Origin of the sequence: Streptomyces sp. NPDC088254, from assembly GCF_044740925.1 — a bacterium.
Lineage (GTDB): Bacteria > Actinomycetota > Actinomycetes > Streptomycetales > Streptomycetaceae > Streptomyces.
Window position 1 is genome coordinate 1 of the sequence record NZ_JBIURQ010000019.1, and the last position, 23,609, is coordinate 23,609.

At 73.1% G+C, this 23,609-nt stretch carries 25 protein-coding genes and 1 pseudogene; 21 read left to right on the forward strand and 5 right to left on the reverse strand.

Annotated elements, in window-relative coordinates:
- Positions 1–129: 129 nt before the first annotated feature.
- Positions 130–1,035, reverse strand: coding sequence for a sigma-70 family RNA polymerase sigma factor (locus ACIOC0_RS38750; RefSeq protein ID WP_402161575.1), 906 nt, complete (start codon positions 1,033–1,035; stop codon positions 130–132).
- A gap of 110 nt (positions 1,036–1,145) precedes the next feature.
- Between ACIOC0_RS38750 and ACIOC0_RS38755 the strand changes: the two genes are divergently transcribed.
- The 5 genes from ACIOC0_RS38755 (at position 1,146) to ACIOC0_RS38775 (ending at position 6,909) form a co-directional block, all read left to right on the forward strand.
- The gene (locus tag ACIOC0_RS38755; RefSeq protein ID WP_402161578.1) at positions 1,146–1,979 is read left to right on the forward strand and encodes a M55 family metallopeptidase; all 834 of its coding nucleotides are present in this window, start codon (positions 1,146–1,148) and stop codon (positions 1,977–1,979) included.
- A 56-nt stretch (positions 1,980–2,035) separates the two neighbouring features.
- Complete coding sequence (locus ACIOC0_RS38760; protein ID WP_402161581.1) at positions 2,036–3,340, forward strand: M20/M25/M40 family metallo-hydrolase; 1,305 nt, start codon at positions 2,036–2,038, stop codon at positions 3,338–3,340.
- A 15-nt stretch (positions 3,341–3,355) separates the two neighbouring features.
- Complete coding sequence (locus tag ACIOC0_RS38765) at positions 3,356–5,308, forward strand: prolyl oligopeptidase family serine peptidase (RefSeq protein ID WP_402161584.1); 1,953 nt, start codon at positions 3,356–3,358, stop codon at positions 5,306–5,308.
- Entirely contained in the window at positions 5,305–6,228 is a 924-nt protein-coding gene (locus tag ACIOC0_RS38770; protein ID WP_402161586.1) for an LD-carboxypeptidase, read from the forward strand. Before ACIOC0_RS38765 ends, ACIOC0_RS38770 begins: the two co-directional genes overlap by 4 nt.
- Positions 6,229–6,303: 75 nt before the next feature.
- Positions 6,304–6,909, forward strand: a complete 606-nt coding sequence (locus ACIOC0_RS38775; RefSeq protein WP_402161589.1) for a GNAT family N-acetyltransferase — start codon at positions 6,304–6,306, stop codon at positions 6,907–6,909.
- Here ACIOC0_RS38775 and ACIOC0_RS38780 read toward each other — a convergent pair.
- Positions 6,879–7,229 carry a VOC family protein gene (locus ACIOC0_RS38780; protein ID WP_402161591.1) on the reverse strand — a complete coding sequence of 117 codons (351 nt, stop codon included), beginning with the start codon at positions 7,227–7,229 and terminating at the stop codon, positions 6,879–6,881. The genes ACIOC0_RS38775 and ACIOC0_RS38780 overlap by 31 nt on opposite strands.
- 104 nt (positions 7,230–7,333) lie before the next feature.
- Here ACIOC0_RS38780 and ACIOC0_RS38785 point away from each other — a divergent pair, with 104 nt between their 5' ends.
- Complete coding sequence (locus ACIOC0_RS38785) at positions 7,334–7,789, forward strand: phage holin family protein (RefSeq protein WP_402161594.1); 456 nt, start codon at positions 7,334–7,336, stop codon at positions 7,787–7,789.
- 6 nt (positions 7,790–7,795) lie between these two features.
- Positions 7,796–8,848, forward strand: a complete 1,053-nt coding sequence (locus ACIOC0_RS38790; protein WP_402161596.1) for an SDR family oxidoreductase — start codon at positions 7,796–7,798, stop codon at positions 8,846–8,848.
- A 69-nt stretch (positions 8,849–8,917) separates the two neighbouring features.
- Here the strand turns inward: ACIOC0_RS38790 and ACIOC0_RS38795 are convergent, their stop codons facing one another.
- Positions 8,918–9,871, reverse strand: a complete 954-nt coding sequence (locus ACIOC0_RS38795; RefSeq protein WP_402161598.1) for a TIGR03557 family F420-dependent LLM class oxidoreductase — start codon at positions 9,869–9,871, stop codon at positions 8,918–8,920.
- Between the two features lie 169 nt (positions 9,872–10,040).
- Between ACIOC0_RS38795 and ACIOC0_RS38800 the strand changes: the two genes are divergently transcribed.
- From ACIOC0_RS38800 to ACIOC0_RS38855, 12 genes are all read left to right on the forward strand, one after another.
- Complete coding sequence (locus tag ACIOC0_RS38800) at positions 10,041–11,915, forward strand: FAD-dependent oxidoreductase (RefSeq protein WP_402161601.1); 1,875 nt, start codon at positions 10,041–10,043, stop codon at positions 11,913–11,915.
- Positions 11,916–12,260: 345 nt separating this feature from the next.
- A complete protein-coding gene (locus ACIOC0_RS38805) occupies positions 12,261–14,117 on the forward strand; it encodes a transketolase (protein WP_402161603.1) in 1,857 nt (618 codons plus the stop codon).
- A gap of 161 nt (positions 14,118–14,278) precedes the next feature.
- A complete protein-coding gene (locus ACIOC0_RS38810) occupies positions 14,279–14,674 on the forward strand; it encodes a gas vesicle protein (protein ID WP_402161605.1) in 396 nt (131 codons plus the stop codon).
- Positions 14,675–14,723: 49 nt separating this feature from the next.
- Complete coding sequence (locus ACIOC0_RS38815; RefSeq protein WP_402161607.1) at positions 14,724–15,152, forward strand: gas vesicle structural protein GvpA; 429 nt, start codon at positions 14,724–14,726, stop codon at positions 15,150–15,152.
- Positions 15,149–15,916 (forward strand): GvpL/GvpF family gas vesicle protein, encoded by a 768-nt coding sequence (locus tag ACIOC0_RS38820; protein WP_402161609.1) that lies wholly within the window; start codon positions 15,149–15,151, stop codon positions 15,914–15,916. The genes ACIOC0_RS38815 and ACIOC0_RS38820 overlap by 4 nt, the downstream gene beginning before the upstream one ends.
- A 37-nt stretch (positions 15,917–15,953) precedes the next feature.
- Positions 15,954–16,214, forward strand: a complete 261-nt coding sequence (locus tag ACIOC0_RS38825) for a gas vesicle protein GvpG (RefSeq protein ID WP_402161611.1) — start codon at positions 15,954–15,956, stop codon at positions 16,212–16,214.
- On the forward strand, positions 16,214–16,894 hold the full coding sequence (locus ACIOC0_RS38830) for a DNA primase (protein WP_402161628.1): 681 nt from the start codon (positions 16,214–16,216) through the stop codon (positions 16,892–16,894). The genes ACIOC0_RS38825 and ACIOC0_RS38830 overlap by 1 nt, the downstream gene beginning before the upstream one ends.
- Positions 16,891–17,991, forward strand: coding sequence for an SRPBCC family protein (locus tag ACIOC0_RS38835; protein ID WP_402161613.1), 1,101 nt, complete (start codon positions 16,891–16,893; stop codon positions 17,989–17,991). The genes ACIOC0_RS38830 and ACIOC0_RS38835 overlap by 4 nt, the downstream gene beginning before the upstream one ends.
- Complete coding sequence (locus ACIOC0_RS38840; RefSeq protein WP_402161616.1) at positions 17,988–18,332, forward strand: gas vesicle protein; 345 nt, start codon at positions 17,988–17,990, stop codon at positions 18,330–18,332. The genes ACIOC0_RS38835 and ACIOC0_RS38840 overlap by 4 nt, the downstream gene beginning before the upstream one ends.
- On the forward strand, positions 18,329–19,135 hold the full coding sequence (locus ACIOC0_RS38845; protein WP_402161618.1) for a GvpL/GvpF family gas vesicle protein: 807 nt from the start codon (positions 18,329–18,331) through the stop codon (positions 19,133–19,135). Before ACIOC0_RS38840 ends, ACIOC0_RS38845 begins: the two co-directional genes overlap by 4 nt.
- Positions 19,132–19,320, forward strand: a complete 189-nt coding sequence (locus tag ACIOC0_RS38850; RefSeq protein ID WP_130437763.1) for a gas vesicle protein — start codon at positions 19,132–19,134, stop codon at positions 19,318–19,320. The genes ACIOC0_RS38845 and ACIOC0_RS38850 overlap by 4 nt, the downstream gene beginning before the upstream one ends.
- Positions 19,317–19,601, forward strand: a complete 285-nt coding sequence (locus ACIOC0_RS38855; protein ID WP_402161620.1) for a gas vesicle protein K — start codon at positions 19,317–19,319, stop codon at positions 19,599–19,601. Before ACIOC0_RS38850 ends, ACIOC0_RS38855 begins: the two co-directional genes overlap by 4 nt.
- 76 nt (positions 19,602–19,677) lie before the next feature.
- On the opposite strand, the gene ACIOC0_RS38860 is transcribed toward ACIOC0_RS38855, so the two are convergent.
- Together ACIOC0_RS38860 and ACIOC0_RS38865 are read right to left on the reverse strand one after the other, a co-directional pair.
- Positions 19,678–20,517, reverse strand: coding sequence for a class I SAM-dependent methyltransferase (locus ACIOC0_RS38860; protein ID WP_402161622.1), 840 nt, complete (start codon positions 20,515–20,517; stop codon positions 19,678–19,680).
- Between the two features lie 123 nt (positions 20,518–20,640).
- Positions 20,641–21,234 (reverse strand): annotated as a pseudogene (locus ACIOC0_RS38865) (phosphatase PAP2 family protein); the annotation flags it as partial.
- 150 nt (positions 21,235–21,384) lie between these two features.
- On the opposite strand from ACIOC0_RS38865, the gene ACIOC0_RS38870 reads away from it, so the two are divergent.
- Positions 21,385–23,004, forward strand: a complete 1,620-nt coding sequence (locus ACIOC0_RS38870; protein WP_402161624.1) for an ABC-F family ATP-binding cassette domain-containing protein — start codon at positions 21,385–21,387, stop codon at positions 23,002–23,004.
- 101 nt (positions 23,005–23,105) lie between these two features.
- The coding region (locus ACIOC0_RS38875) for a leucine zipper domain-containing protein (RefSeq protein WP_402161626.1) at positions 23,106–23,609 on the forward strand (504 nt) is incomplete at its 3' end.

A 23,609-nucleotide genomic window follows, 5' to 3' on the forward strand; every position in this document is an offset into this window, starting at 1 on the left:
CGGGGCCCCGCCCCGGGGGGGGGGGGGGCGGCCCCCGGGGGGGGGGGGGGCGGGGCCCGGGGGGGGGCCCGCCCGGGGGGGGGGGGGGGGGGGACCCCCCGCCCCCCGCGCCCGTCCGTCCGGTCGGTCTCAGTCGTCGAGTACCGCCACCTCGATCCCGGCCAGTCGCTCGCGGTCCGCGATGATCTCGATGCGGGTGATCCCCTCGTCGGCGACCGTGAGCAGCAGGGCCAGCCGCAGCCGCCCGTGCGGCGCCAGCACCAGGCCGACGCGGCCGTCGAGCAGCGCGGGGCCGGTGAACCGGGCCCGGCCGGCCGCCGTCATCGCGCCCTGCGCGACCGTGCGGGCGCCGACGACCTCGACCGGCTCCGGCGTCGGCACGACGAACCGGTCGGCGGTGAGGACCACGTCCGGATGCAGCAGCGCCAGCAGGGCCTCGAAGTCGCCGCCGCGCGTGGCGGCGAGGAACGCCTCCACCGCCTGCCGTTGGCGGTGCGCGTCGGCGGCGGGCGCGGCCCGCGAGCCGGCCGGCGCCGGCGTCGTGCCCCTGACCCGCCGGCGGGCACGGCTGGCGAGCTGCCGGGTCGTCGCCGGGCTGCGGTCGATCAGCGGGGCGATCGCGTCGAACGGCACCGCGAACATGTCGTGCAGGACGAACGCCAGCCGCTCGTCCGGCCCCAGCGAGTCCAGGACGACGAGCAGGGCCACCCCGACGGAGTCGGCGAGCAGCGCCTCCTCCTCGGGATCGCCGCCGGGCGCGACGCCGGCCCCGGGGCCGGCCTCTGAGGCCTCCAGTGGCTCCTCGCGCCGTGTCCTGCGCGAGCGCAGCATGTTCAGGCTCACCCGGCCCACCACGGTGGTCAGCCACGCGGTGACGTTCTCCACCTCGCCGAGGTCGACCGCGGACGCCCGCAGCCAGGTCTCCTGGACGGCGTCGTCGGCCTCGGCGAGCGAGCCGAGCATGCGGTGGGCGACGGCCCGCAGTCGCGGCCGGTCCTCCTCGAAGCGTTCCGGCGAGAGTATGCGCCCGGTCATGACGGGTTCCCCGTTCGTCGAAGGTGAGCGGTGAGCGGCGTGCGAGGTGGATCAGAGCAGAAAGGGACCGGTTAAGCTCGGGGCGTTTCCCGGAAAGGGCGGATGCCGGTATGAAGATCCTGATCAGCGCCGACATGGAGGGCGCCACCGGTGTCACCTGGCCGGCCGACGTGCTGCCGGGCACTCCGCAGTGGGAGCGGTGCCGGGCGCTGTTCACCTCGGACGTCAACGCGGCCGTCCTCGGCTTCTTCGACGGCGGCGCCGACGAAGTCCTGATCAACGAGGCCCACTGGACCATGCGCAACCTTCTCCTGGAACAGCTCGACGAGCGGGCCCAGATGCTCACCGGGCGGCACAAGTCGCTGTCCATGGTGGAAGGCGTCCAGCACGGCGACGTGGACGGCGTCGCCTTCGTCGGCTACCACGCCGGCGCCGGCGCGGAGGGCGTCCTCGCCCACACCTACCTCGCCAACTCCATCACCGGGGTGTGGCTGAACGACGTACGGGCCAGTGAGGGGCTGCTCAACGCGCGCGTGGCCGCCGAGTTCGGGGTACCTGTAGTGCTGGTCACGGGTGACGACGTGGCCTGCGAGGACGCCCTCGGGTACGCGCCCGAGGCGCTGAAGGTGGCGGTCAAGGACCATGTGTCGCGGTACGCGGCCGTGTGCCGGACGCCGGCCCGCACCGCCGCCGACATCCGGGCCGCGGCGAAGGAAGCCGCTCGTCTGGCGGTTCGTCAGGGGCCGTCGCGGGAAGGGCCGTTCACCGTGGCGGTGGAGTTCGACGCCGAACACCTGGCGATGGCCGCGACGGTGGTGCCGGGTGTGGCGCGGATCGGGGAGCGCAAGGTGGCGTACACCAGCGGCACCATGTACGAGGGCATCCGCACGTTCAAGGCGGTCACGACGGTCGTCTCGGCGGCGGTCGAGGAACAATACGGCTGAGGCAGAACACGGCTGAGGCAGAACACGGCTGAGGAACAACACGGCTGAGGAGCAGCATGGCTGACGCGCAGGCGAGGGACGAGGTCGTGCGGTTCACGTCCGACCTCATCCGCATCGACACCACGAACCGGGGCGGCGGGGACTGCCGGGAGCGGCCCGCCGCCGAGTACGCGGCCGCGCTGCTCGCCGAGACGGGACTCGAGCCGACGCTGCTGGAGCGCACGCCGGGCCGGACCAACGTCGTCGCCCGCGTCGAGGGCTCCGACCCGTCGGCGGAAGCGCTGCTGGTCCACGGTCACCTCGACGTGGTGCCCGCCGAGGCCGCGGACTGGAGCGTGCACCCCTTCTCCGGGGAGATCCGCGACGGCGTGGTGTGGGGGCGCGGCGCGGTCGACATGAAGAACATGGACGCGATGATCCTCGCCGTCGTGCGCGCCTGGGCCCGAGAGGGCGTACGGCCCCGGCGTGACGTCGTGGTCGCCTTCACCGCCGACGAGGAGGCCAGCGCCGAGGACGGCTCGGGCTTCCTCGCCGACGAGCACCCCCACCTCTTCGAGGGCTGCACGGAGGGCGTCGGCGAGTCCGGCGCGTTCACCTTCCACGACGGCAGCGGCCGGGAGATCTACCCGATCGCGGCGGGGGAGCGCGGCACCGGCTGGCTGAAGCTCACCGCCCGCGGCCGCGCCGGGCACGGCTCCAAGGTCAACCGGGAGAACGCGGTGACCCGCCTGTCCGCCGCGATCACGCGGATCGGCGAGCACGAGTGGCCGCTCAGGCTGACCCCGACCGTGCGGGCCGCGCTCACCGAACTGGCCGCCGTGTACGGCGTCGAGGCCCGCCTCGACGACGTGGACGCCCTGCTGGACAAGCTGGGGTCGGCCGCCAGGCTGGTGGAGGCGACCGTCCGCAACAGCGCCAACCCGACCATGCTGGAAGCCGGTTACAAGATCAACGTCATTCCCGGCGAGGCCGTCGCCTATGTCGACGGGCGGTATCTGCCGGGCGGCGAGGACGAGTTCCGAGCCACCCTCGACGAACTGACCGGCCCCGACGTGGACTGGGAGTTCCAGCACCACACGGTCGCCCTCCAGGCGCCGGTGGACTCGCCGACGTACGCACGGATGCGCGCCGCCGTCGAGGAGTTCGCACCGGGGGGACACGTGGTGCCCTACTGCATGTCCGGCGGCACCGACGCCAAGCAGTTCTCGCGGCTCGGCATCACCGGTTACGGGTTCGCGCCGCTCAGGCTGCCGGAGGGGCTGGACTACCAGGCGCTCTTCCACGGCGTCGACGAGCGGGTGCCCGTCGAGGCGCTCCACTTCGGCGTCGACGTCCTCGACCGCTTCCTGCGCACGGCCTGAGAGGGCGGGGGAGACGTGCAGATCCTGCCGTACGGTTCCTGGCCCTCGCCGCTCGACGCGCGGCTCGCCGCGGCGCACGACGGGCGGCCCGAGTACGTCGGCTTCGTCGGCGACGAGGTGTGGTGGACGGCCCCCCGCCCCGCCGAGGGCGGCCGGCGCACCCTGGTGCGACGGCGCGCCGACGGCGCCGAGGAGTCGGTGCTGCCCGCTCCGTGGAACGTGCGCAGCCGGGTGCTCGAGTACGGCGGGCAGCCCTGGGCCGGCGCGCTTCACGAGGGGCGACCGCTGGTGGTGTTCGCGCACTTCGCCGACCAGAGGCTGTACGTCTGGCGGCCGGGCGGCGAGCCCCGGCCGCTGACCCCGCTGTCGCCGGTGGGCGGCGGACTGCGCTGGGCCGAACCGCGGTTGCTGCTCGACCGGGGCGAAGTGTGGTGCGTGCTGGAGGAGTTCACCGGGGACGGGCCCACCGACGTGCGCCGGGTCCTGGCCGCCGTGCCGCTGGACGGATCGGCCGCCGGGGACCGGAGCGCCGTACGCGAACTCACCGACGACCGGCGGCGGTTCGTCACCGGGGCGCGCATCTCGCCGGACGGCCGGCGGGCCGCGTGGCTCGCCTGGGACCATCCGCGGATGCCGTGGGACGGCACGGACGTCGTCGTCGCCGGCATCGGGGCGGACGGCGCGTTCGACGACGCCCGGGTGGTGGCCGGCGGGCCCGAGGAGTCCGTCGCCCAGGTCGACTGGTCCGCGGACGGCCGCCTGCTCTACACCAGCGACCGCTCCGGCTGGTGGAACGTGTACCGCGACCACGAACCCGTCTGCCCGCGCGAGGAGGAGTTCGGCGGGCCGCTGTGGAAGCTCGGCCACCGCTGGTTCGCGCCGCTTCCCGGCGGTCTCCTCGCCGTCGTGCACGGCCGGGGCGCCGCCGCGCTCGGCGTCCTCGACCCGGAGAGCGGCGAGGTCGTCGACGTGGCCGGGCCGTGGACCGAGTTCGCCTCCACCCTCGCCGTGCACGGCGAGCGCGTCGTCGCCGTCGGCGCCAGCCCGCGCAGCGCCTACGAGGTGGTGGAGCTCGACACCCGCACCGGCCGGGCCCGGGTGATCGGCGCGCCGCACGAGGACACCGTGGACCCCGCCTACTACCCCGAACCGCAACTGCGCACCTTCACCGGACCCGACGGCCGCGACGTCCACGCGCACGTGTACCCGCCGCACAACCCCGGGTGCGTCGCCCCGGGCGCAGAGCTGCCGCCGTACGTCATCCGGGCGCACGGCGGGCCCACCGACCGCTCCCCGCTCGTACTGGACCTGGAGACCGCCTACTTCACCTCCCGGGGCATCGGCGTCGCCGAGGTCGACTACGGCGGGTCGAGCGGCTACGGACGGGAGTACCGCGACCGGCTGCGCGAACAGTGGGGCGTCGTCGACGTCGAGGACTGCGCGGCCGTCGCCCTCGCCCTCGCCGAGGAGGGCACCGCCGACCGGGACCGGCTGGCGATCCGCGGCGGCAGCGCGGGCGGCTGGACCGCCGCCGTCTCGCTCACCGGCGCCGGGGTCTACGCCTGCGGCACCATCGTCTACCCCGTCCTGGACCTCGCGGCCTGGGCGACCGGCGGCACCCACGACTTCGAGTCCCGCTACCTCGACACCCTGGTCGGACCGCTCGACGAGGTGCCCGCCCGGTACGCCGAACGCTCGCCCGTCGAGCACGCCGACCGGATCCGCGTGCCGTTCCTGCTGCTCCAGGGCCTCGACGACGTGATCTGCCCGCCCGCCCAGGCCGAACGCCTCCTGGCCCGCATCGCAGGCCGCGGCGTCCCGCACGCCTACCTCGCCTTCGAGGGGGAGGGGCACGGGTTCCGGCGGGCGGAGACCATGGTGCGCGCCCTGGAGGCCGAGCTCTCGCTGTACGCTCAGGTGTTCGGGCTGCGCCCGCCCGGCATCCCGACCCTGGAGCTCACCCGGTGAACGACCTCGTACGCCCTTCCCGGCTCGCCCCCGGCGCCCGGGTGGCCGTCGTCGCCCCCAGCGGACCCGTGGCCGAGGAGCGGCTCCAGGCCGGTCTCGACGTCCTGCGCGGCTGGGACCTCGACCCGGTGGCCGCGCCCCATGCCCTCGACCGGCACCGCACCATCGGCCACCTCGCGGGCGAGGACGCCGACCGGGCCGCCGACCTTCAGCGCGCCTGGTGCGACCCGTCCGTCGACGCCGTGATGTGCGCACGGGGCGGCTACGGCGCGCAGCGCGTCGTCGACCTGCTCGACTGGGACGCCATGCGGGCGGCCGGGCCCAAGGTGTTCATCGGCTTCAGCGACAGCACCGCCCTGCAGGAGGCCTTCGCCGTCCGCCTCGGCCTGGTCACCCTGTACGGTCCCGTCGCCGCCGGCGTCGACTTCATCAAGAACGCCCGCGCCCAGGACCACCTCAGGGCCACCCTGTTCGCCCCGGAGACCGTCCGCGTCCTCGCCTCCACCGGCACCGCTCTCGCCCCCGGCCGGGCCCGGGGCGTCACCCTGGGCGGTTGCCTCACCCTCCTCGCCACCGGCTACGGCACCCCGCACACCCGCGCCGGCGCGCGCGGCGGACTGCTCCTGCTGGAGGACGTGGGGGAGCCGCCGTACCGTCTCGACCGCACCCTCACCCAACTGCTGCGCACCGGCTGGCTCGACGGCGTCGCCGGCGTCGCCCTCGGCTCCTGGGAGCGCTGCGGCCCCTACGAGGAGCTGCGCCCCGTCCTCGCCGACCGGCTGGGCGGACTCGGGGTGCCCGTCGTGGAGGAGCTGGGTTTCGGCCACTGCGAGGGGGCACTGACCGTGCCGTTCGGTGTGAGCGCCGAGCTGGACGCCGACGCCGGGACACTCAGCCTGGACGCGCCCGCGCTGATCTGAGCGGCCGGTGGACCGTCGTCGGCGCGCCGTGCGGCGCCCACGCCGTGCGGCGGCGCGGCTGACTACGCTGGCCGGATGCCGCACACCGCATCGCGCTACCTCGCCGAGGGCCCCCGCGTGGGCATACGCCATTTCACCCACGCGGACGGCGCCGAGTTCACCGCCCGCGCCCGCGAGAGCCATGACCTGCACCGCCCGTGGCTGTTCCCGCCGGACACCCCCGCCGCGTACACCGCCTACGCGGACCGGCTGATCCAGGACCCCTCCAAGGCCGGCTTCCTGGTGTGCACCAAGGACGACGGGGCCATCGCCGGATTCGTCAACATCAACAACATCGTCCAGGGCGCCTTCCGGAACGGGGCGCTGGGCTACGGCGCGTTCGCGCACGCCGCCGGGCGGGGACTCATGCGCGAGGCACTCGACCTCGTCGTCGGCCACGCCTTCGGCCCGATGCGGCTGCACCGCCTGGAGATCAACGTCCAGCCCGGCAACGCCGCCTCGATCGCCCTCGCCCAGAGCTGCGGCTTCCGCCTGGAGGGCTTCTCCCCAGGCATGATCCACATAGACGGCGCCTGGCGAGACCACCAACGCTGGGCCCTGACGGCGGAGATGAGATCCGCGAGCGCTTCCAGCGGCCCCCCGTCCGGGCGTCAGCCCCGGCGGCGGTCGACGTATTCGTAGAGGGTGCCGTCGGGGTGGCGGGCCACCAGGTTGCGGCCCGCGGGGGTCGACACCGGGCCTGCCAGGATGTTCGCGCCCAGGTCGGTGAGCGTCTTGTAGGCCTCGTTCACGTCCGTGACGGCGATCGTCGCCGCCACCTTGCGCAGCACCTCCAGCTCGGCGGCGGGCCCGCTCATCAGCAGGAAGCAGCCGACCGCCGCGACCTGCACCCCGGCGCGCTCGAAACGCAGCGCCGGGGCGTTCGCGAGCCGTTCGTAGAAGGGGACGGCGGCCTCCAGGTCGTCGACGCAGACCCGCAGCGTCGTTCCGAGAATCTCCATGCGTGAGAGCGTAGTTGGGGCGGCGGCGCAGACGAGGCGCCTGCACCCGATCCCCTCGGCGATCCCCGGCGTTATCCTCCGCACACCCCGGGTACCCGAGCCCGATGGAGCGCATGGATCACCTGGAGCATCTGGACAAGCACCTGGTCGACGAACTGGCGCAGGTGGCACGCGAGACCATCCGGGAGGAGGTGCGCGAGCAGACCCGCAAACAGCGCCGTAGGGCCGTGCTGTACGCCTCCTCCGGCGCCCTCGCCCTGTACGCGGGCGCCGCCGTCTCCCTCGCCGTGGGCCTGGCGTTCGCCCTCGTGCTGCCCGGCTGGGCCGCCGCGCTGATCACCGCGGCGATCCTCGGCGTGCTGGCGTACGTGCTGCGCGGCGCCGCCCGCCCGCACCGCGGCACGAGCGGCCACCCGGACGCCGGAGCGGGCCTCGCCGCCCCGCCCGTGGGCACGCCCGCCGGCGGTCTCGGCATGTCCGTCCCGCCGATGCCGTCCACCCCGCCCGACGTGCCCCGTCAGGGCGGCACCGGCCCCGACGTCCCGCACCACGGGGCGTGATGCCGGATGCGCGCACCGTGGAGGACGGCGGCGGACGACGGACGCAGGGTCGTCGTGGTGACCGGGGCCAGCGGGGGAGTGGGGCGGGCCACCGCCCGCGCCTTCGCCGCACAGGGCGACCGTCTCGCCCTGCTGGCCCGGGGCCGTGAGGGCCTCGCCGCGGCCGCCGACGAAGTACAGCGGGCGGGCGGCGAGGCGCTGACCGTGAGCGTCGACATGGCCGACGCCAAGGCGGTCGAGGACGCGGCGCAGCAGGTCGTCGACGCCTACGGCCGCATCGACGTGTGGGTCAACGACGCCTTCACGAGCGTCTTCGCCCCGTTCACCGAGATCACCCCCGACGAGTTCCGCCGGGTGACGGAAGTGACGTACCTGGGCTTCGTGTTCGGCACCCGCGCCGCACTGCGGCACATGCTGCCCCGCGACCGCGGCACGATCGTCCAGGTCGGTTCCGCGCTCGCCTACCGCGGGGTGCCCCTGCAGGCGGCGTACTGCGGGGCCAAGCACGCCATCCAGGGGTTCAACGAGTCCCTGCGCTGCGAGCTGCTGCACTCCCGCAGCCGGGTGCGGACCGCGATGGTGCAGCTGCCCGGCCTCAACACCCCGCAGTTCGACTGGTTGCTGAACCGGATGCCGGGCCGTGCCCGCCCGGTGGCGCCCGTGTACCAGCCCGAGGTCGCCGCCCGGGCGATCGTGCACGCCGCCGGACACGCGCGGCGGCGCGAGTACTGGGTGGGCGGCTCCACCGCGGCCACCCTCGTCGCCAACGCCGTCATCCCCGGCCTCCTCGACCGCTACCTGGCCCGCACCGCCTTCGACGCGCAGCAGGAGGACGACGGGACAGGGGGTTCCCACGGCCCCGGCAACCTGTGGGAACCCGCCGACGGCCCCCACGGGCACGACCACGGAGCCCACGGCCGCTTCGACGACGAGGCGATCGGGCACAGCCCGCAGGAGTGGGCCTCCCGCAACCGGGGGCGGGTCGGCGCCGGGCTGCTCGCCGCGGGCGTCGGCGCGGCGGTGACGGCGGGACTGCGCCGGAGGGCACGCGCCGCCTGAACCACCGCCGTCACACCGCGGGCCGGGACCCCGTCGTCGTGGGTCCCGGCCCGCGGTGTCGGGGGCGCCTCACGACAGCTGCGGCAGCACCTTCGTACGGTAGAAGTCGAAGAAACCTCGCTGGTCGGGGCCGATCTGGTTGACGTAGACCCGGTCGAAGCCGGCGTCGGCGAACGCCGTGAGCGCCGCGACGTGCTCGTCGACGTCGTCGCCGCACACCCGGTTCTCGCGCACCATGTCCTCGGTGACCAGCGACTGCGCCTGCTCGAAGTGGCGCGGTGTGGGCAGGACCTGGCCCAGCTCGCCGGGCAGCAGCTCGTTCGCCCACAGCCGGTGCGCCGTGCGCAGAGCCTCCTCGCGGTCCGCGCCGTAGCAGACCTTGGTGCCGCCGCTGACCGGCTTCCCGCCGCCTCCGCCCTTGCGGAACTGCTCCACCATCGACTCCTCCGGCATCATCGTGATGTAGCCGTCGGCGACGCGGGAGGCCAGCGCCGTCGCCTTCGGGCCGAAGCCGGAGATGTCGATCGGCACCGGCTGGTCGGGGACGGTGTACAGGCGCGCGTTCTCCACCGTGTAGTGGGTGCCGTGGTGGGTGACCTCCTCGCCGGTGAACAGCCGGCGCATGATCTGGATCGCCTCCTCCAGCATCTCCAGACGCACCTGCGCGGGCGGCCACGCGTCGCCGAGGATGTGCTCGTTGAGGGCCTCGCCCGAGCCGACGCCCAGCCGGAAGCGGCCCTCGGTCATCACCGCCGCGGTGGCGGCGGCCTGCGCCACCACCGCCGGGTGCATCCGCACCGTCGGACAGGTCACCGCCGTCTCGATCGGCAGCGACACCGCCTCCGACAGCGCGCCGATCACCGACCACACGAACGGGCTCTGGCCCTGCGCGTCGTTCCACGGGTGGTAGTGGTCGGAGATCCACAGCGCCTGGAATCCGGCCTGTTCGGCCATGCGCGCCTGCTCGATCAGGTCGGCGGGGCCGTGTTCCTCGGTGGACAGGAAGTAGCCGTACTCGGGCATGGGGGAACCTCCGCTGGTGTGCCGCGGGTGGGTGGGGGTCGTCGGTCCGGGTACCCGGCACCCGGCCGGGAAACCGCGACCGCGCGCACCGGCCGACGTTTGGCCCCCCTGCCCAGGGGGACGCGGAAGCCCTTGTACGACCGTACGACTCCCCAATCGGAGGCGAACCGTGAGTCGACCCCGCATCGTGATCGTCGGAGCCGGATTCGCCGGGTACCGGACGGCCCGCAGCCTGGCGCGGGCGGCCCGGGGCCGGGCCGACATCACCCTGCTCAACCCGACCGACTACTTCCTGTACCTTCCCCTGCTGCCCCAGGTGTCCGCCGGCATCCTCGAACCGCGCCGGGTCACCGTCTCCCTCTCCGGCACCCTGCCCGACGTGCGGCTGGTGCTCGGCGAGGCGGGCCGCCTCGACTTCGACGGGCGCGCCGTCCACTACACCGACCCGGAGGGCCGCCAGGGCACGCTTCAGTACGACCGGCTGGTGCTCGCCGCCGGCAGCGTCAACAAGCTGCTGCCCATCCCCGGCGTCGCCGAGCACGCGCACGGCTTCCGCGGCCTGCCCGAGGCGCTGTACCTGCGTGACCACGTCACCCGGCAGATGGAGCTGGCGGCCACCGCCGACGACCCCGAGGAGCGCGCGGCGCGCCGCACGTTCGTGGTGGTCGGCGCCGGCTACACCGGCACCGAAGTCGCCGCGCAGGGACAGCTGTTCACCGACGCGCTGGTGCGCTCCGGCCCGCTGCGCGACGACGTACGGCCGCGCTGGATGCTCCTCGACATCGCCGACCGCGTCCTGCCCGAACTGGACGAGCGGCTCTCGCGCACCGCCGACGCCGTGCTGCGCGGACGGGGCGTCGACGTCCGGATGGGCACCTCCGTCAAGGAGGCCACCCGTGACGGGGTCCTGCTGACCGACGGCGAGTCCGTCGACACCCGCACCCTGGTGTGGTGCGTGGGCGTACGGCCCGACCCGCTCGTCGAGTCTCTCGGAGTGCCCCTGGAGCGCGGCCGGCTCCTGGTCGAGCCGACGCTGCAGGTCCCGGGGCGGCCCGAGGTGTTCGCCTGCGGCGACGCCGCCGCGGTGCCCGACCTGGAGAAGCCCGGGCAGTACACGCCGATGACGGCGCAGCACGCCTGGCGTCAGGGCAAGGTGGCCGCGCACAACATCGCCGCCTCGCTGACCGGCCGTGAGCTGCGGCCCTACCGGCACAAGGACATGGGCTTCGTCGTCGACCTCGGCGGGGTCAAGGCCGCCGCGAACCCGCTGGGTGTCCACCTCTCCGGGCTGCCGGCGGGCGTGGTCACCCGCGGCTACCATCTCGCCGCGATGCCCGGCAACCGCGTCCGGGTCGCCGCCGACTGGCTCCTGGACGCCGTACTGCCGCGCCAGGGCGTCCAGTTGGGCCTGGTCCGCTCCTGGGCGGTGCCGCTGGACACGGCCTCGCCGGAGCTGGTGCGGGCCCCGGCCGGGGGCGAGCCGCGCGGGGCCGCCGGCGGCGGCGCGCACGGTGACAGCGCGCACGGCGACGGATCGCGGGCCAGGGGTGGCGGCGGGGGCGAGGACACGTCACGGACGATCACCTCGCCCACGCCCGAGCCGGTGCGCACCGAGCCCGCGCGGCGCCGGGTGCAGCCCGAGCGGGCCCAGGCCGACGGAACCGCCGTCGAGAGCGCCACGGGCGGGGGCGGCGGTGAGGACACCACCCGCACGATCACCTCACCCACACCCGAGCCGGTGAAGAACGAGCCCGCGAAGCGGCGACACGACGACGGCCCCACGGGGATGGACGGCCGGCCGACGAAGGACGAACCCGTCGGCGAACCCACGCCCACGAAGCCTCAGCCGGGCGGCGAGCCGACGAAGAACCAGCCGGGCGGCGAGCCCGCGAAGAACCAGACGGGCGGTGAACCCGCGAAGAACCAGCCGGGCGGCGAACCCGCCAGGAACCAGCCGGGCGGCGAACCCGCCAGGAACCAGCCGGGCGGCGAGCCCGCCAAGAATCAGCCCGGCGACCGCCCCACCCAGCGGAACCCGCGGTGAACCCGCCATGAATCAGCCCGGTGGTGAGGCCGCGAAGAGTCAGCCAGGTGGTGAACCCGCCAGGACTCGACTGCAGGCGGCGAAGCCACCGGCGACCAGCCGGGCGGTGAGACCGCGAAGCACCAGCCGGGTGGCGACGCCGCCAGGAACCAGCCCGGCGGCGAACCCGCCGAGAGACAGCCCGGCCGGCCGGCCCGCCCAGTGGGCCCGTGGCGGATCCGCTCGTGAGGGGCCCGTGGTGAACCGCCGGGGAGCGTGAGCCCGGCGGGGCCGCGGCCCGACAGATATCAGGAGCCAACGACAGCCCTCGCACCCCCGACCCTGGGGAAGGAGATCAGCGACCCGATGGACACCGCCGAACTCACCGAACTCGGACAGCAGTTGCGCGTCGACAGCGTCCGTGCCGCCGCAGCCGCGAACTCCGGGCACCCGACGTCCTCGATGTCCGCCGCGGACCTCGTGGCCGTCCTGCTGGCCCACCACCTCCGCTACGACTTCGACCACCCCGACCACCCCGGCAACGACCGCTTCGTCCTCTCCAAGGGCCACGCCTCCCCGCTGCTCTACTCCGCCTACAAGGCGGCCGGGGTCGTCGACGACGACGAGCTGCTCACCTTCCGGAAGCTCGGCAGCCGGCTCGAAGGGCACCCCACTCCGCGCCGGCTGCCCTGGGTGGAGACCGCCACCGGCTCGCTCGGGCAGGGACTGCCGGTCGGCGTCGGCATCGCGCTCGCCGTGAAGCGGCTGGACCGCTCCGAGGCACGGGTGTGGGTGCTGTGCGGCGACAGCGAGATGGCCGAGGGATCGGTGTGGGAGGCCGCCGAGCACGCGGGCCACGAGCAGCTGGACAACCTGGTGGCCATCGTCGACGTGAACCGCCTCGGCCAGCGCGGCCCGACCCGCCACGGGCACCACCTCGACGCCTACGCGCGCCGCTTCCAGGCCTTCGGCTGGCACACGGTCGAGGTCGACGGCCATGACGTGGACGCCGTCGACCGCGCCTACGGCGAGGCCCGTTCCACCAAGGGCCAGCCCACCGCGATCCTCGCCCGCACCCTCAAGGGCAAGGGCGTCGAAGCCGTCCAGGACCGCGAGGGCCTGCACGGCAAGCCGCTCCAGGACGCCGACGAGGCGATCGAGGAACTCGGCGGGGTCCGCGACCTGCGCGTGCGGGTGCAGCCGCCGCCCAGCGCCCGGCTGCTGCACGCCGTCGCCGACGGGCACCTCGACCTGCCGCGCTGGGAGAAGGGCGATCCGGACAAGGGCGTCGCCACCCGTGACGCGTACGGGCAGGCGCTCGCCGCCCTCGGCACCGCCCGCGAAGACGTCGTCGCCCTCGACGGCGAGGTGAGCGACTCCACCCGGGCCGAGTTCTTCGCCAAGGAGCATCCCGAGCGGTTCTTCGAGTGCTACATCGCCGAGCAGCAGCTCGTCGCCGCCGCGGTGGGTCTCGCGGCGCGCGGCCGGGTGCCGTACGCCTCCACCTTCGCGGCGTTCCTGACCAGGGCGCACGACTTCGTGCGGATGGCGTCGATCAGCGGGGCCGGGATCAACCTGGTCGGCTCGCACGCGGGCGTGGCCATCGGACAGGACGGGCCCTCCCAGATGGGTCTGGAGGACCTGGCGATGTTCCGGGCCGTGCACGGCTCCACCGTGCTGTACCCGTGCGACGCCAACCAGACCGCGCGCCTGGTCGCGACCATGGCCCGGCTGGACGGCGTCCGCTATCTGCGCACCTCGCGCGGCGCGAGCCCGGTGATCTACGGGCCCGACGAGGAGTTCCCGGTGGGTGGCAGCAAGGTGCTCCGCTCCTCCGGCCGGGACCGGCTCACCGTGGTGGCGGCCGGCGTCACTGTGCACGAGGCGCTCAAGGCCGCCGACGCGCTCGCCGGTGAGGGCGTCGACGTCAGGGTCATCGATCTGTACTCGGTCAAGCCGGTGGACCGGGAGACGCTGCGGCGCGCGGCCGAGGAGACCGGTTGTCTGCTGACGGTGGAGGACCACCACGCGGAGGGCGGCCTCGGCGACGCGGTCGCGGAGGCCTTCGCCGACGGGCGGCCGGTGCCCCGCCTGGTGCGGCTGGGAGTGCGGACTATGCCGGGCTCGGCGAGCCCGGACGAGCAGCTGCACGCCGCCGGCATCGACGCCGAGTCGATCGCCGCCTCGGCGCGGCTGCTGGTGGAGACGGCGGTCGTGCCGTGACGAGCGGCCCGCGCCGGCGCCCCGCCCGGCGCGGGCCCGCCGACTCGCGTGGCTGATACACGTACCGCCGGTACGCAGTGATGTCCGTACGGCGGCCCAGACCCGCGCCCTCGTGAAGGTTTGGCCAACAACCTTCAGGCCACCCGGAAGGAGAGGTGGTCATGGCGAACACGAAGAACACATCGGAGACGAAGACTTCACGGTCTTCACAGGAAGACGACAGCGCTCCGGAGCGCAGCGATCGGAGCACCCGAGACACCCGCAGAGACGAGGACGACACCGTGGCGGACCGGCCGAGCCCCATGGAGGTGCTGCGTCAGGCGCGCGCCCAGCTCGCCGAGCTGACGGGCATGACCGCCGAGAGCGTCTCGTCCTTCGCGCAGACGGAGGACGGCTGGTCGCTGGAGGTAGAGGTCCTCGAACTGGAGCGGGTGCCCGACACCATGAGCCTCATGGCCAGCTACGAGGTGGAGCTGGACCCGGAAGGTCAGCTCACCGGCTACCGGCGCGTTCGCCGCTACGAGCGCGGACGGGCCGACGCGCATCGCCGGGGCTGAGCCCGGCACAGCCAGAACATCATCCGCGAGACAAGGAGGTGCGGTCGGCATGACCGTAGTCCCGGCACAGCAGTCCGGAGGCGGAGGCGGCTCCAGCGGCCTTTACGACGTCCTGGAACTGGTTCTCGACAGGGGACTGGTCATCGACGCGTTCGTGCGGGTGTCCCTGGTCGGCATCGAGATCCTCAAGATCGACGTACGTGTCGTCGTCGCCAGCGTCGACACCTATCTGCGCTTCGCCGAGGCGTGCAACCGCCTCGACCTGGAGGCCGGCCCGCGCAAGAGCCCGGGGCTGCCGGAGATCGTCGGCGAGGTCACCGAGTCCGGCGCGCGCGGCAAGTCCAAGGGCGCCCTGTCCGGCGCCGCCGAGACCATCTCGGGCGCCTTCAAGCAGGCCCGCGAGGAGAGCGAGACCGAGTCGCGGCCGCGTGCCCGCAAGTCCACCGCCTCGCGCAGCCGTAAGGAGGAGCAGGAGTGAGCACGTACGTCTACGGCATCACCGCCGCCTCCCACCCAGCAGTGCCGGAGGGGCTGGGCGGAGTGGGCGACCCGCCGATGCAGATCCGGGTGCTCCGTGAGGACACCGGTGAACTCGCGGCGATCGTCAGCGACGCCCCGGAGAACCTGCGTCCCAAGCGCAAGGACCTGCTCGCCCACCAGAACGTCCTGGCCGAGGCGGGCGCCGAGGGATGCGTGCTGCCCATGCGCTTCGGGAGCGTCGCCCCCGACGACAGCGCCGTCACCGCCGTGCTCACCGAGCGCCTGGAGCACTACAAGGAGCGGCTCGCCGCCCTTGACAACAAGGTCGAGTACAACGTGAAGGCCTCGCACATCGAGGAGGCGGTGCTGCACCAGGTGATGGCCGACAGCCCCGAGCTGCGCGGGATGGCCGAGGCCAACCGCCAGGCCGGCGGCGGCACTTATGAGCAGCGGCTGCAGCTCGGCGAGATGGTCGCGGCCGCGGTCAAGGCCCGTGAGGCCACCGACGCGGCGGAGGTGCGCGAGACGCTGGAGCCGCTGGCCGCCGACGTCGAGGCGGGCCCCGAGTCCACGGGCTGGCTGGCCAACGTGTCCTTCCTGGTCGACCGCGACTCCGCGGCGCGCTTCCTGGAGGCCGCGGAGGCGCTGCGCGAGAGCCACCCCTACCTGGAGGTCCGGGTCAACGGGCCGCTGCCGCCGTACAGCTTCGTCGAACCCGGTCCGGCGAAGCCCGCGGTGCCGTCGGCCGAGCACGCCGTGTAGCCCGGCGACCGGACGGCTCGAACGAAGGAGCAGGGAGATGGGCCTGATCGGAGAGGTGCTGCTGTTGCCGTTCGCTCCGGTGCGCGGCAGCGGCTGGGTGATCGGACAGGTGCTCCGTGAAGCGGAGCGGATCTACTACGACCCCGCCGCCGTTCGGGCCGAACTCTCGCGGCTCGAAGAGCAGTTGGAGGCGGGCGAGATCACCGAGGAGGAGTTCGACCAGAAGGAGGACGAACTTCTCGACCGGCTGGAGATCGCCGCGCGCAGAAGCGCGGGAACGGACGACGGGACGGCATGATGAACCGAATGGGACTGGGCCTCGCGGTAGGGGCCGGATATCTCCTCGGGCGTACGAAGAAGATGAAGCTGGCGTTCGCGGTGGGTTCCCTGGTGGCCGGCAAGCGGATGAACCTGACCCCGCGGGGCCTGGCCGACATGGTGTCCCAGCAGCTGAAGGACAACCCGCAGTTCAAGGAGATCGGCGACCAGCTCCGCCAGGATCTGCGCGGGGTCGGCAAGGCCGCCTCCGGCGCCATGGTCGAACGCCAGATGAGCGCGCTCGCCGACCGGCTGCACAGCCGGACCTCCGATGTGCGCGACCAGCTGAACGGCGTCGTGCCCGACGCGCCCGGCTCCCGCTCGGACGACGAGGAGGAGCCCGAGGACGCGCACGAGGAGGAGCCCGAGGCCGCCGAGGACGAGGAGGAGCCCGAAGAGGCCCGCGGCGAGGAGGACGAGGAGGAGCCCGAGGAGGCCCGCGGCGAGGACGACGCCGACGAGGACGAGGGCGAGGACGAGCGACCCGCGAAGAAGGCGGCCAAGAAGGCGCCCGCGAAGAAGGCCCCGGCCAAGAAGACGGCCGCCGCGAAGCGGACCCCCGCGAAGAAGACCGCCGCGAAGAGGACCGCGACGGCCCGCAAGACGGCGAGCAAGACGGCCTCCCGTGCCCGGGGGCCGAAGGGAGGCGGTGAGCGATGACCGAGACCCTCGGATCCGCGACCTCCGCCGCGGGCAAGGCGGCCAAGGGCGACGGCGGGAACCCGCTCTCCGGCCTCGCCCAGAGCGAGGCCGCCGACCGGCTGAAGGCGGAGGTGCAGGAATACCTCTCCGCCCAGGCCCAGCGCGTGCTGACCGAAGTAGGCCGCAAGCTCGGCGAGACCACGGGCAAACTGAACGACATCGCCGAGGGCAACAGCCCCGGCTTCGCCAAACTGGCACTGGACGGCGGCCGCAAGCTCGCCGAGGGCAAGGGCCCGCTGCGCAGCGCGCTGGAGGTCGGCGCCTCCAGCATCAAGGACAAGGTGACCGGGACCTTCAAGAACCTCGGCGGCGGCAAGGGCAAGAAGGGCAAGAGCGGCTCGGGCAACAAGCCGACCGTCATCATCGAGCAGATCGACGTCGGTGTGCCGCTGCGCACCGCATACGACCAGTGGACCAGGTACCAGGACTTCAGCACCTTCGCCAAGGGCGTCAAGAGCGCGAGCCGCGCGGACGACACCACCAGCGACTGGCAGCTGAAGGTCTGGTGGTCCAACCGCAGCTGGAAGGGGAAGACGACCGAGCAGGTGCCCGACGACCGGATCGCCTGGACGTCTGAGGGCGCCAAGGGCACCACGAAGGGCGTCGTCTCCTTTCACCGCCTCGCGGACAACCTCACCCGTGTCCTGCTGGTCATCGAGTACTACCCCTCCGGGTTCTTCGAGAAGACGGGCAACATCTGGCGCGCCCAGGGCCGCCGCGCCCGGCTCGACCTGAAGAACTACGTCCGCTTCATCACCCTCAAGGGGGAGGCCGAGGACGGCTGGCGCGGTGAGATCCGCGACGGCGAGGTCGTCAAGTCCCACGAGGACGCCCTGGAGGAGGAGCAGCAGGCCGAGGAGAACGACGAGAACGGCGAGGAAGGCGAGCCGGAGGACGGCGAGGAGTACGAGGACGAGTACGACGAGGAGGGCGAGCCCGAGGAGGAGTACGACGAGGAGGAGCCCGAGGCGGAGTACGAAGACGAGGACGCCGAGTACGAGGACGAGGCCGAAGACGAGGACGCCGAGTACGCCGAGGGCGGGAGTCGTCGATGACCATGCCGAGCCGGATGCCGGAGCCGTACGGTCAGAGCGGCGGCGCCAATCTCGCGGACATTCTGGAACGCGTCCTCGACAAGGGCATCGTCATCGCCGGCGACATCCGGATCAACCTGCTCGACATCGAACTGCTGACCATCAAGCTCCGTCTGATCGTCGCCTCGGTCGACAAGGCCAAGGAGATGGGCATCGACTGGTGGGAGGACGACCCGGAGCTCTCCACCCGCGCCCGTCGCGACCAACTCGCGCGTGAGAACGTCGAGTTGCGAGAGCGGCTGGCGCGGCTGGAGGAGCTGGAACTGGGTCGTGCCCGCTCCCGGGAGGAGGAGTCCACATGACCGGACTGCGCTATGTGTACGCCGTCTGCCGGCCCTTCGACGCGCCGCTCCAGGTCCAGCTGACGGGGGTGGCGGGCGCACCGGCCAAGCTGCTGCACCACCACGGCCTCGTGGCGGTCGTCAGCGACGTGCCGGTGAAGGACTTCGCCGAGGAGCCGCTGCGCTCCCATCTTGAGGACCTGGACTGGCTGAGCGCGACCGCCCGCGGCCACCAGCAGGTGATCGACGCGCTCACCGCGGTCACCACACCGCTGCCGCTGCGGCTCGCCACCGTCTTCCGCGACGACAGCGGCGTCCGCGTGATGATGGAGGAACGCGAGGACGACTTCCGGCGCACTCTGGACCGGCTTCAGGGCCGGGTGGAGTGGGGCGTGAAGGTCTATGTCGAGCCCCAGGCGGAGCCGCCCGCGAGCGGCGCCGACTCCGAGGCGAGCGCGAAGCCCGCTTCGGGCCGGGACTATCTGCTGCGGCGCCGGATGCAGGCCAGGGCGCAGGACGACACCTGGCAGCGGGCCGAGCGTTTCGCCGGCCGGCTGCACACCCTGCTGTCCGAGCACGCCGACGCAGCCCGTCTCCACGCGCCGCAGAACCCCGCCCTCTCCAAGGCGTCCGGCCAGAACGTCCTGAACGCGGCCTATCTCGTGCCGCGCGCAGGGTCCGAGGAGTTCGTGGAGATCGTCGACCACACCAAGGACCAGGAGCCCGGGATGCGCGTGGAGCTCACCGGGCCGTGGGCCGCCTATTCCTTCGTGGACATGGAGACCCAGGAGGCGGAGAGGGATTCCCAGGAGGCCGGCTCATGACCGTCGTCGAACGCCGTGAGGTCGCCCTCGTCGACCTGCTCGACCGGCTGCTCGCCGGCGGGGTCGTGATCACGGGCGACATCACCCTGCGGATCGCCGACGTCGACCTCGTCCGGATCGACCTCAACGCCCTCATCAGCTCCGTCAACGAGAACGTCTCGTCGCCTTGGGGGGATCTGATGTGACGACTCAGCGTAAACGCCTCGATCTCGAACCCGACACCGTCGAGCGCGACTTGGTCAAGCTCGTCCTCACCGTGGTGGAACTGCTGCGCCAGTTGATGGAGCGTCAGGCGCTGCGCCGCTTCGACCAGGGCGACCTGAGCGAGGAACAGGAGGAGCGCATCGGGCTCACCCTGATGCTGCTCGACGACCGCATGACCGAACTGCGCGAGCGTTACGGCCTGCGCCCCGAGGACCTGAATCTGGACCTCGGGCCGCTCGGCCCGCTCCTGCCCCGGGAGTGACTCCGGGGGCCGCCCGGCGCCTGCGCCGACGGCCCCCGGTACCCCGCGGTCGGGGGTGCCGCGGGTGTCAGGCGTCCTACGCGTCGCCCGTGTCCTTCGCGTCCTTCCGGCACAGGATCTCTCCGTGGAGGACGCTGAACCATCCGTCCTCCCGCTGACCCCATTCCCGCCAGGCCTCGGCTACGGCCCGCAGTTCCGCCTCGGTGGCGTGTCCGCCGCCGACGGCGCGCCCGGCGTAGGCGGAGGCCACCGTGCGGTCGGCCCACAGGCCGCTCCACCAGGCGCGCTCCTGCTCGCTGCTGAACGTCCAGGTCGACGACGTGGCGGTGACGTCGGTGAAGCCGGCGGCGAGGGCCCAGGACTTCAGCCGGCGCCCCGCGTCGGGCTCCCCGCCGTTGGCACGGGCCACCCTGCGGTACAGGTCCAGCCAGTCCTCCAGTCCCGCCGACGCGGGATACCAGGTCATCGCCGCGTAGTCCGAGTCGCGCACGGCCACCAGCCCGCCGGGCCGGGTCACCCGGCGCATCTCGCGCAGCGCGCCCACCGGGTCGCCGACGTGCTGGAGCACCTGGTGGGCGTGGACCACGCAGAACGTGTCGTCGGGGTGGTCCAGGGCGTGCACGTCGGCGACCGCGAAGTCGACGTTGGTCAGGCCGCGTTCGGCGGCGGTCGCCCGGGCCCGGTCCAGGATGCCGGGCGCGTGGTCGACGGCGGTGACGTGCCCGTCGGGCACCAGGGCGGCCAGGTCGGCGGTGATGGTGCCGGGCCCGCAGCCGACGTCCAGGATCCGCATCCCGGGCGTGAGCGAGCCGAGCAGATAGGCGGCCGAGTTGGCGGCCGTCCGCCAGGTGTGCGACCGCAGCACCGACTCATGGTGCCCATGGGTGTAGACGGCGGTCTCCCGTGTTCGCGGCATGGCCGTTCCCCTCTCTCGCCGGGATCGCCTCCACTGTAGGCGGCCAGCCATATGCTGAGACAGTTCATTCCGTCATGTGGACAGATGCTGTGCGGCCGACGCCCCTTCCGACCCCTCCTCGCCGGCCTCCGGCGTCACCTCGCGCGTCGACAGCAGACGGCGTACGACGAAGGCCGCGCCCGCGCCGAGGGTCGCGCCCGCGACGACGTCGACGGGGAAGTGGGCGCCCGTGTACACGCGGGACGCCGCCACCGAGAACGCGACCGGCGCCACCACCGCGCCCCACGCCGGCGACTCCAGGGCCACGCCGGTGGCGAAGGCCGCCGCCGACGCCGAATGACCGGACGGGAAGGACGTGGTGATCGGTTGCCGCTTCAGCCGCCGCACCAGCGGCACCGGGTCAAGCACCGGCCGCGGGCGGCGCACCGAGCGCTTGCCGACGGTGTTGATCGCCAGCGAGGCCAGGCTCAGCGAGGCGATGCCGCGCACGGCGGCCCGGCGGGCCCGGGGCGTGCGGCTCGCCGCGATCACGGCGGCCGTGGCGAACCACAGCACCCCGTGGTTCGCGCCGCGGCTCAGCCGGGGCAGGATCCGCTGCGCGCCCGGCCAGTCCCGCTCGGCGGCGAACTCGAACAGACGGCAGTCGAGGGCGATCAGCCGGTCGCGCAGCACACTGCGGCCGGGCGCGGGGGAGGTCAGGTCGACGTCTGGGCTCATAGGGCCGCTGGTACCCTGAGGTGGCCGTTTCCTGCCTCACCCGGGCCGCCCGTGCGGCCGCGCCGCCCGCACGCGAGAGCGGGGCGGGCTGCCGGGGCCGGGGGATATCGGTTTGCCGCCCGCCGCGCGCGGCCCGCAGAATGCATCCCCATGGGACATCTGGAAGCCGCGCACCTCGAGTACTACCTCCCCGACGGGAGGGCGTTGCTCGGCGACGTGTCCTTCCGGGTGGGCGAAGGGGCCGTCGTGGCCCTCGTGGGACCCAACGGCGCCGGCAAGACCACCCTGCTGCGGCTGATCTCCGGCGAGCTGAAACCGCACGGCGGCACGGTCACCGTCAGCGGCGGACTCGGCGTGATGAGGCAGTTCGTGGGCTCCGTACGGGACGAGACGACCGTGCGCGACCTCCTCGTGTCCGTGGCCCAGCCCCGCATCCAGGAGGCCGCGCGGGCCGTCGACCGGGCCGAGCACGCCATCATGACCGTCGACGACGAGGCCGCCCAGCTCCAGTACGCGCAGGCCCTCGCCGACTGGGCCGAGGTGCGCGGCTACGAGGCGGAGACGCTGTGGGACATGTGCACCACGGCCGCGCTCGGCGTGCCGTACGACAAGGCGCAGTTCCGCGAGGTCCGCACCCTCTCCGGCGGCGAACAGAAACGGCTCGTGCTGGAGGCGCTGCTGCGCGGCACCGACGAGGTGCTGCTCCTCGACGAGCCCGACAACTACCTCGACGTGCCGGGCAAGCGGTGGCTGGAGGAGCGGCTGAAGGAAACCCGCAAGACCGTCCTGTTCGTCTCCCACGACCGCGAACTCCTCTCCCGCGCCGCCGAGAAGATCGTCTCCGTGGAGCCCGGCCCGGCCGGCGCCGACGCCTGGGTGCACGGCGGCGGCTTCGCCACCTACCACGACGCCCGGCGTGAACGCTTCGCCCGCTTCGAGGAGTTGCGCCGCCGCTGGGACGAGAAGCACGCCCAGCTGAAGAAGCTGGTGCTGAACCTGCGTCAGGCCGCCTCCGTCAGCCATGAGATGGCGTCCCGCTACCACGCCGCCCAGACCCGGCTGCGCAAGTTCGAGGAGGCGGGGCCGCCGCCCGAGCCGCCGCGCGAGCAGGAGATCACCATGCGGCTCAAAGGTGGCCGCACCGGCGTAAGGGCGGTCACCTGCAAGGGACTTGAGCTGACCGGACTGATGAAGCCGTTCGACCTGGAGGTCTTCTACGGCGAGCGCGTCGCCGTCCTCGGCTCCAACGGCTCCGGCAAGTCCCACTTCCTGCGCCTGCTCGCCGGCGAGGACGTGGCGCACACGGGGGAGTTCAGGCTCGGCGCCCGGGTCGTGCCCGGGCACTTCGCCCAGACCCACGCCCACCCCGAGCTCCAGGGGCGCACCCTGCTCGACATCCTGTGGAGCGAGCACTCCCAGGACCGGGGCGCCGCCATGTCGAGGCTGCGCCGCTACGAGCTGACCGGCCAGGCCGAGCAGAGCTTCGACCGGCTCTCCGGCGGGCAGCAGGCCCGCTTCCAGATCCTGCTCCTGGAACTTCAGGGCGTCACCGCCCTGTTGCTCGACGAGCCGACCGACAACCTCGACCTGGAGTCCGCCGAAGCCCTCCAGGAAGGCCTTGAGGCCTTCGACGGCACGGTCCTGGCGGTCACCCACGACCGCTGGTTCGCCCGCTCCTTCGACCGCTACCTGGTCTTCGGCACGGACGGCCGGGTCCGCGAGACCCCGGCCCCGGTCTGGGACGAACGCCGCGTGGAGCGAGTGCGCTAGGTGTATTGATCACGAGCGTTGTTAACGCGGGTCGGTCTTGATCGTGGCGAAGGCCCCCGTGTGTGGTGGAGGTGTCGAATCTTCACCGCACGGAGGCCTTCGTGTCCCACCGTAATGCCCGCCTGACCGTTCACGGCAGGCGGCTGCTGGTCGAGCGTGTCAGTTCCGGCCGTCCGGTCGCGCATGTCGCGGCAGAGATGGGTATCTCGCGTCCCACAGCCCACAAGTGGATCCGGCGCTGGCGGTTGGAGGGCGAGAGTGGACTCCTCGACCGTTCCAGCCGTCCGCTCACGACACCGCACCGGACCGGGGCCGCCACCGAGGCGCACGTCTGCCGGCTGCGGCAGGACCGCAAGCTGGGACCGGCGCGTATCGGACCGATCCTGGGCCTTCCCGCCTCGACCGTGCACCGCATCCTCACTCGCCATGGTCTGAACCGTCTGGCGTTCCTGGACCGGCCCACCGGTCAGGTCATCCGCCGCTACGAGCGTGATCGGCCCGGCGAACTGATCCACGTCGACGTCAAGAAACTCGGCCGTATCCCCGACGGCGGCGGCCACAGGACACTGGGCCGCCAAGCGGGCCGGGCCACCCGCAGCCAGATG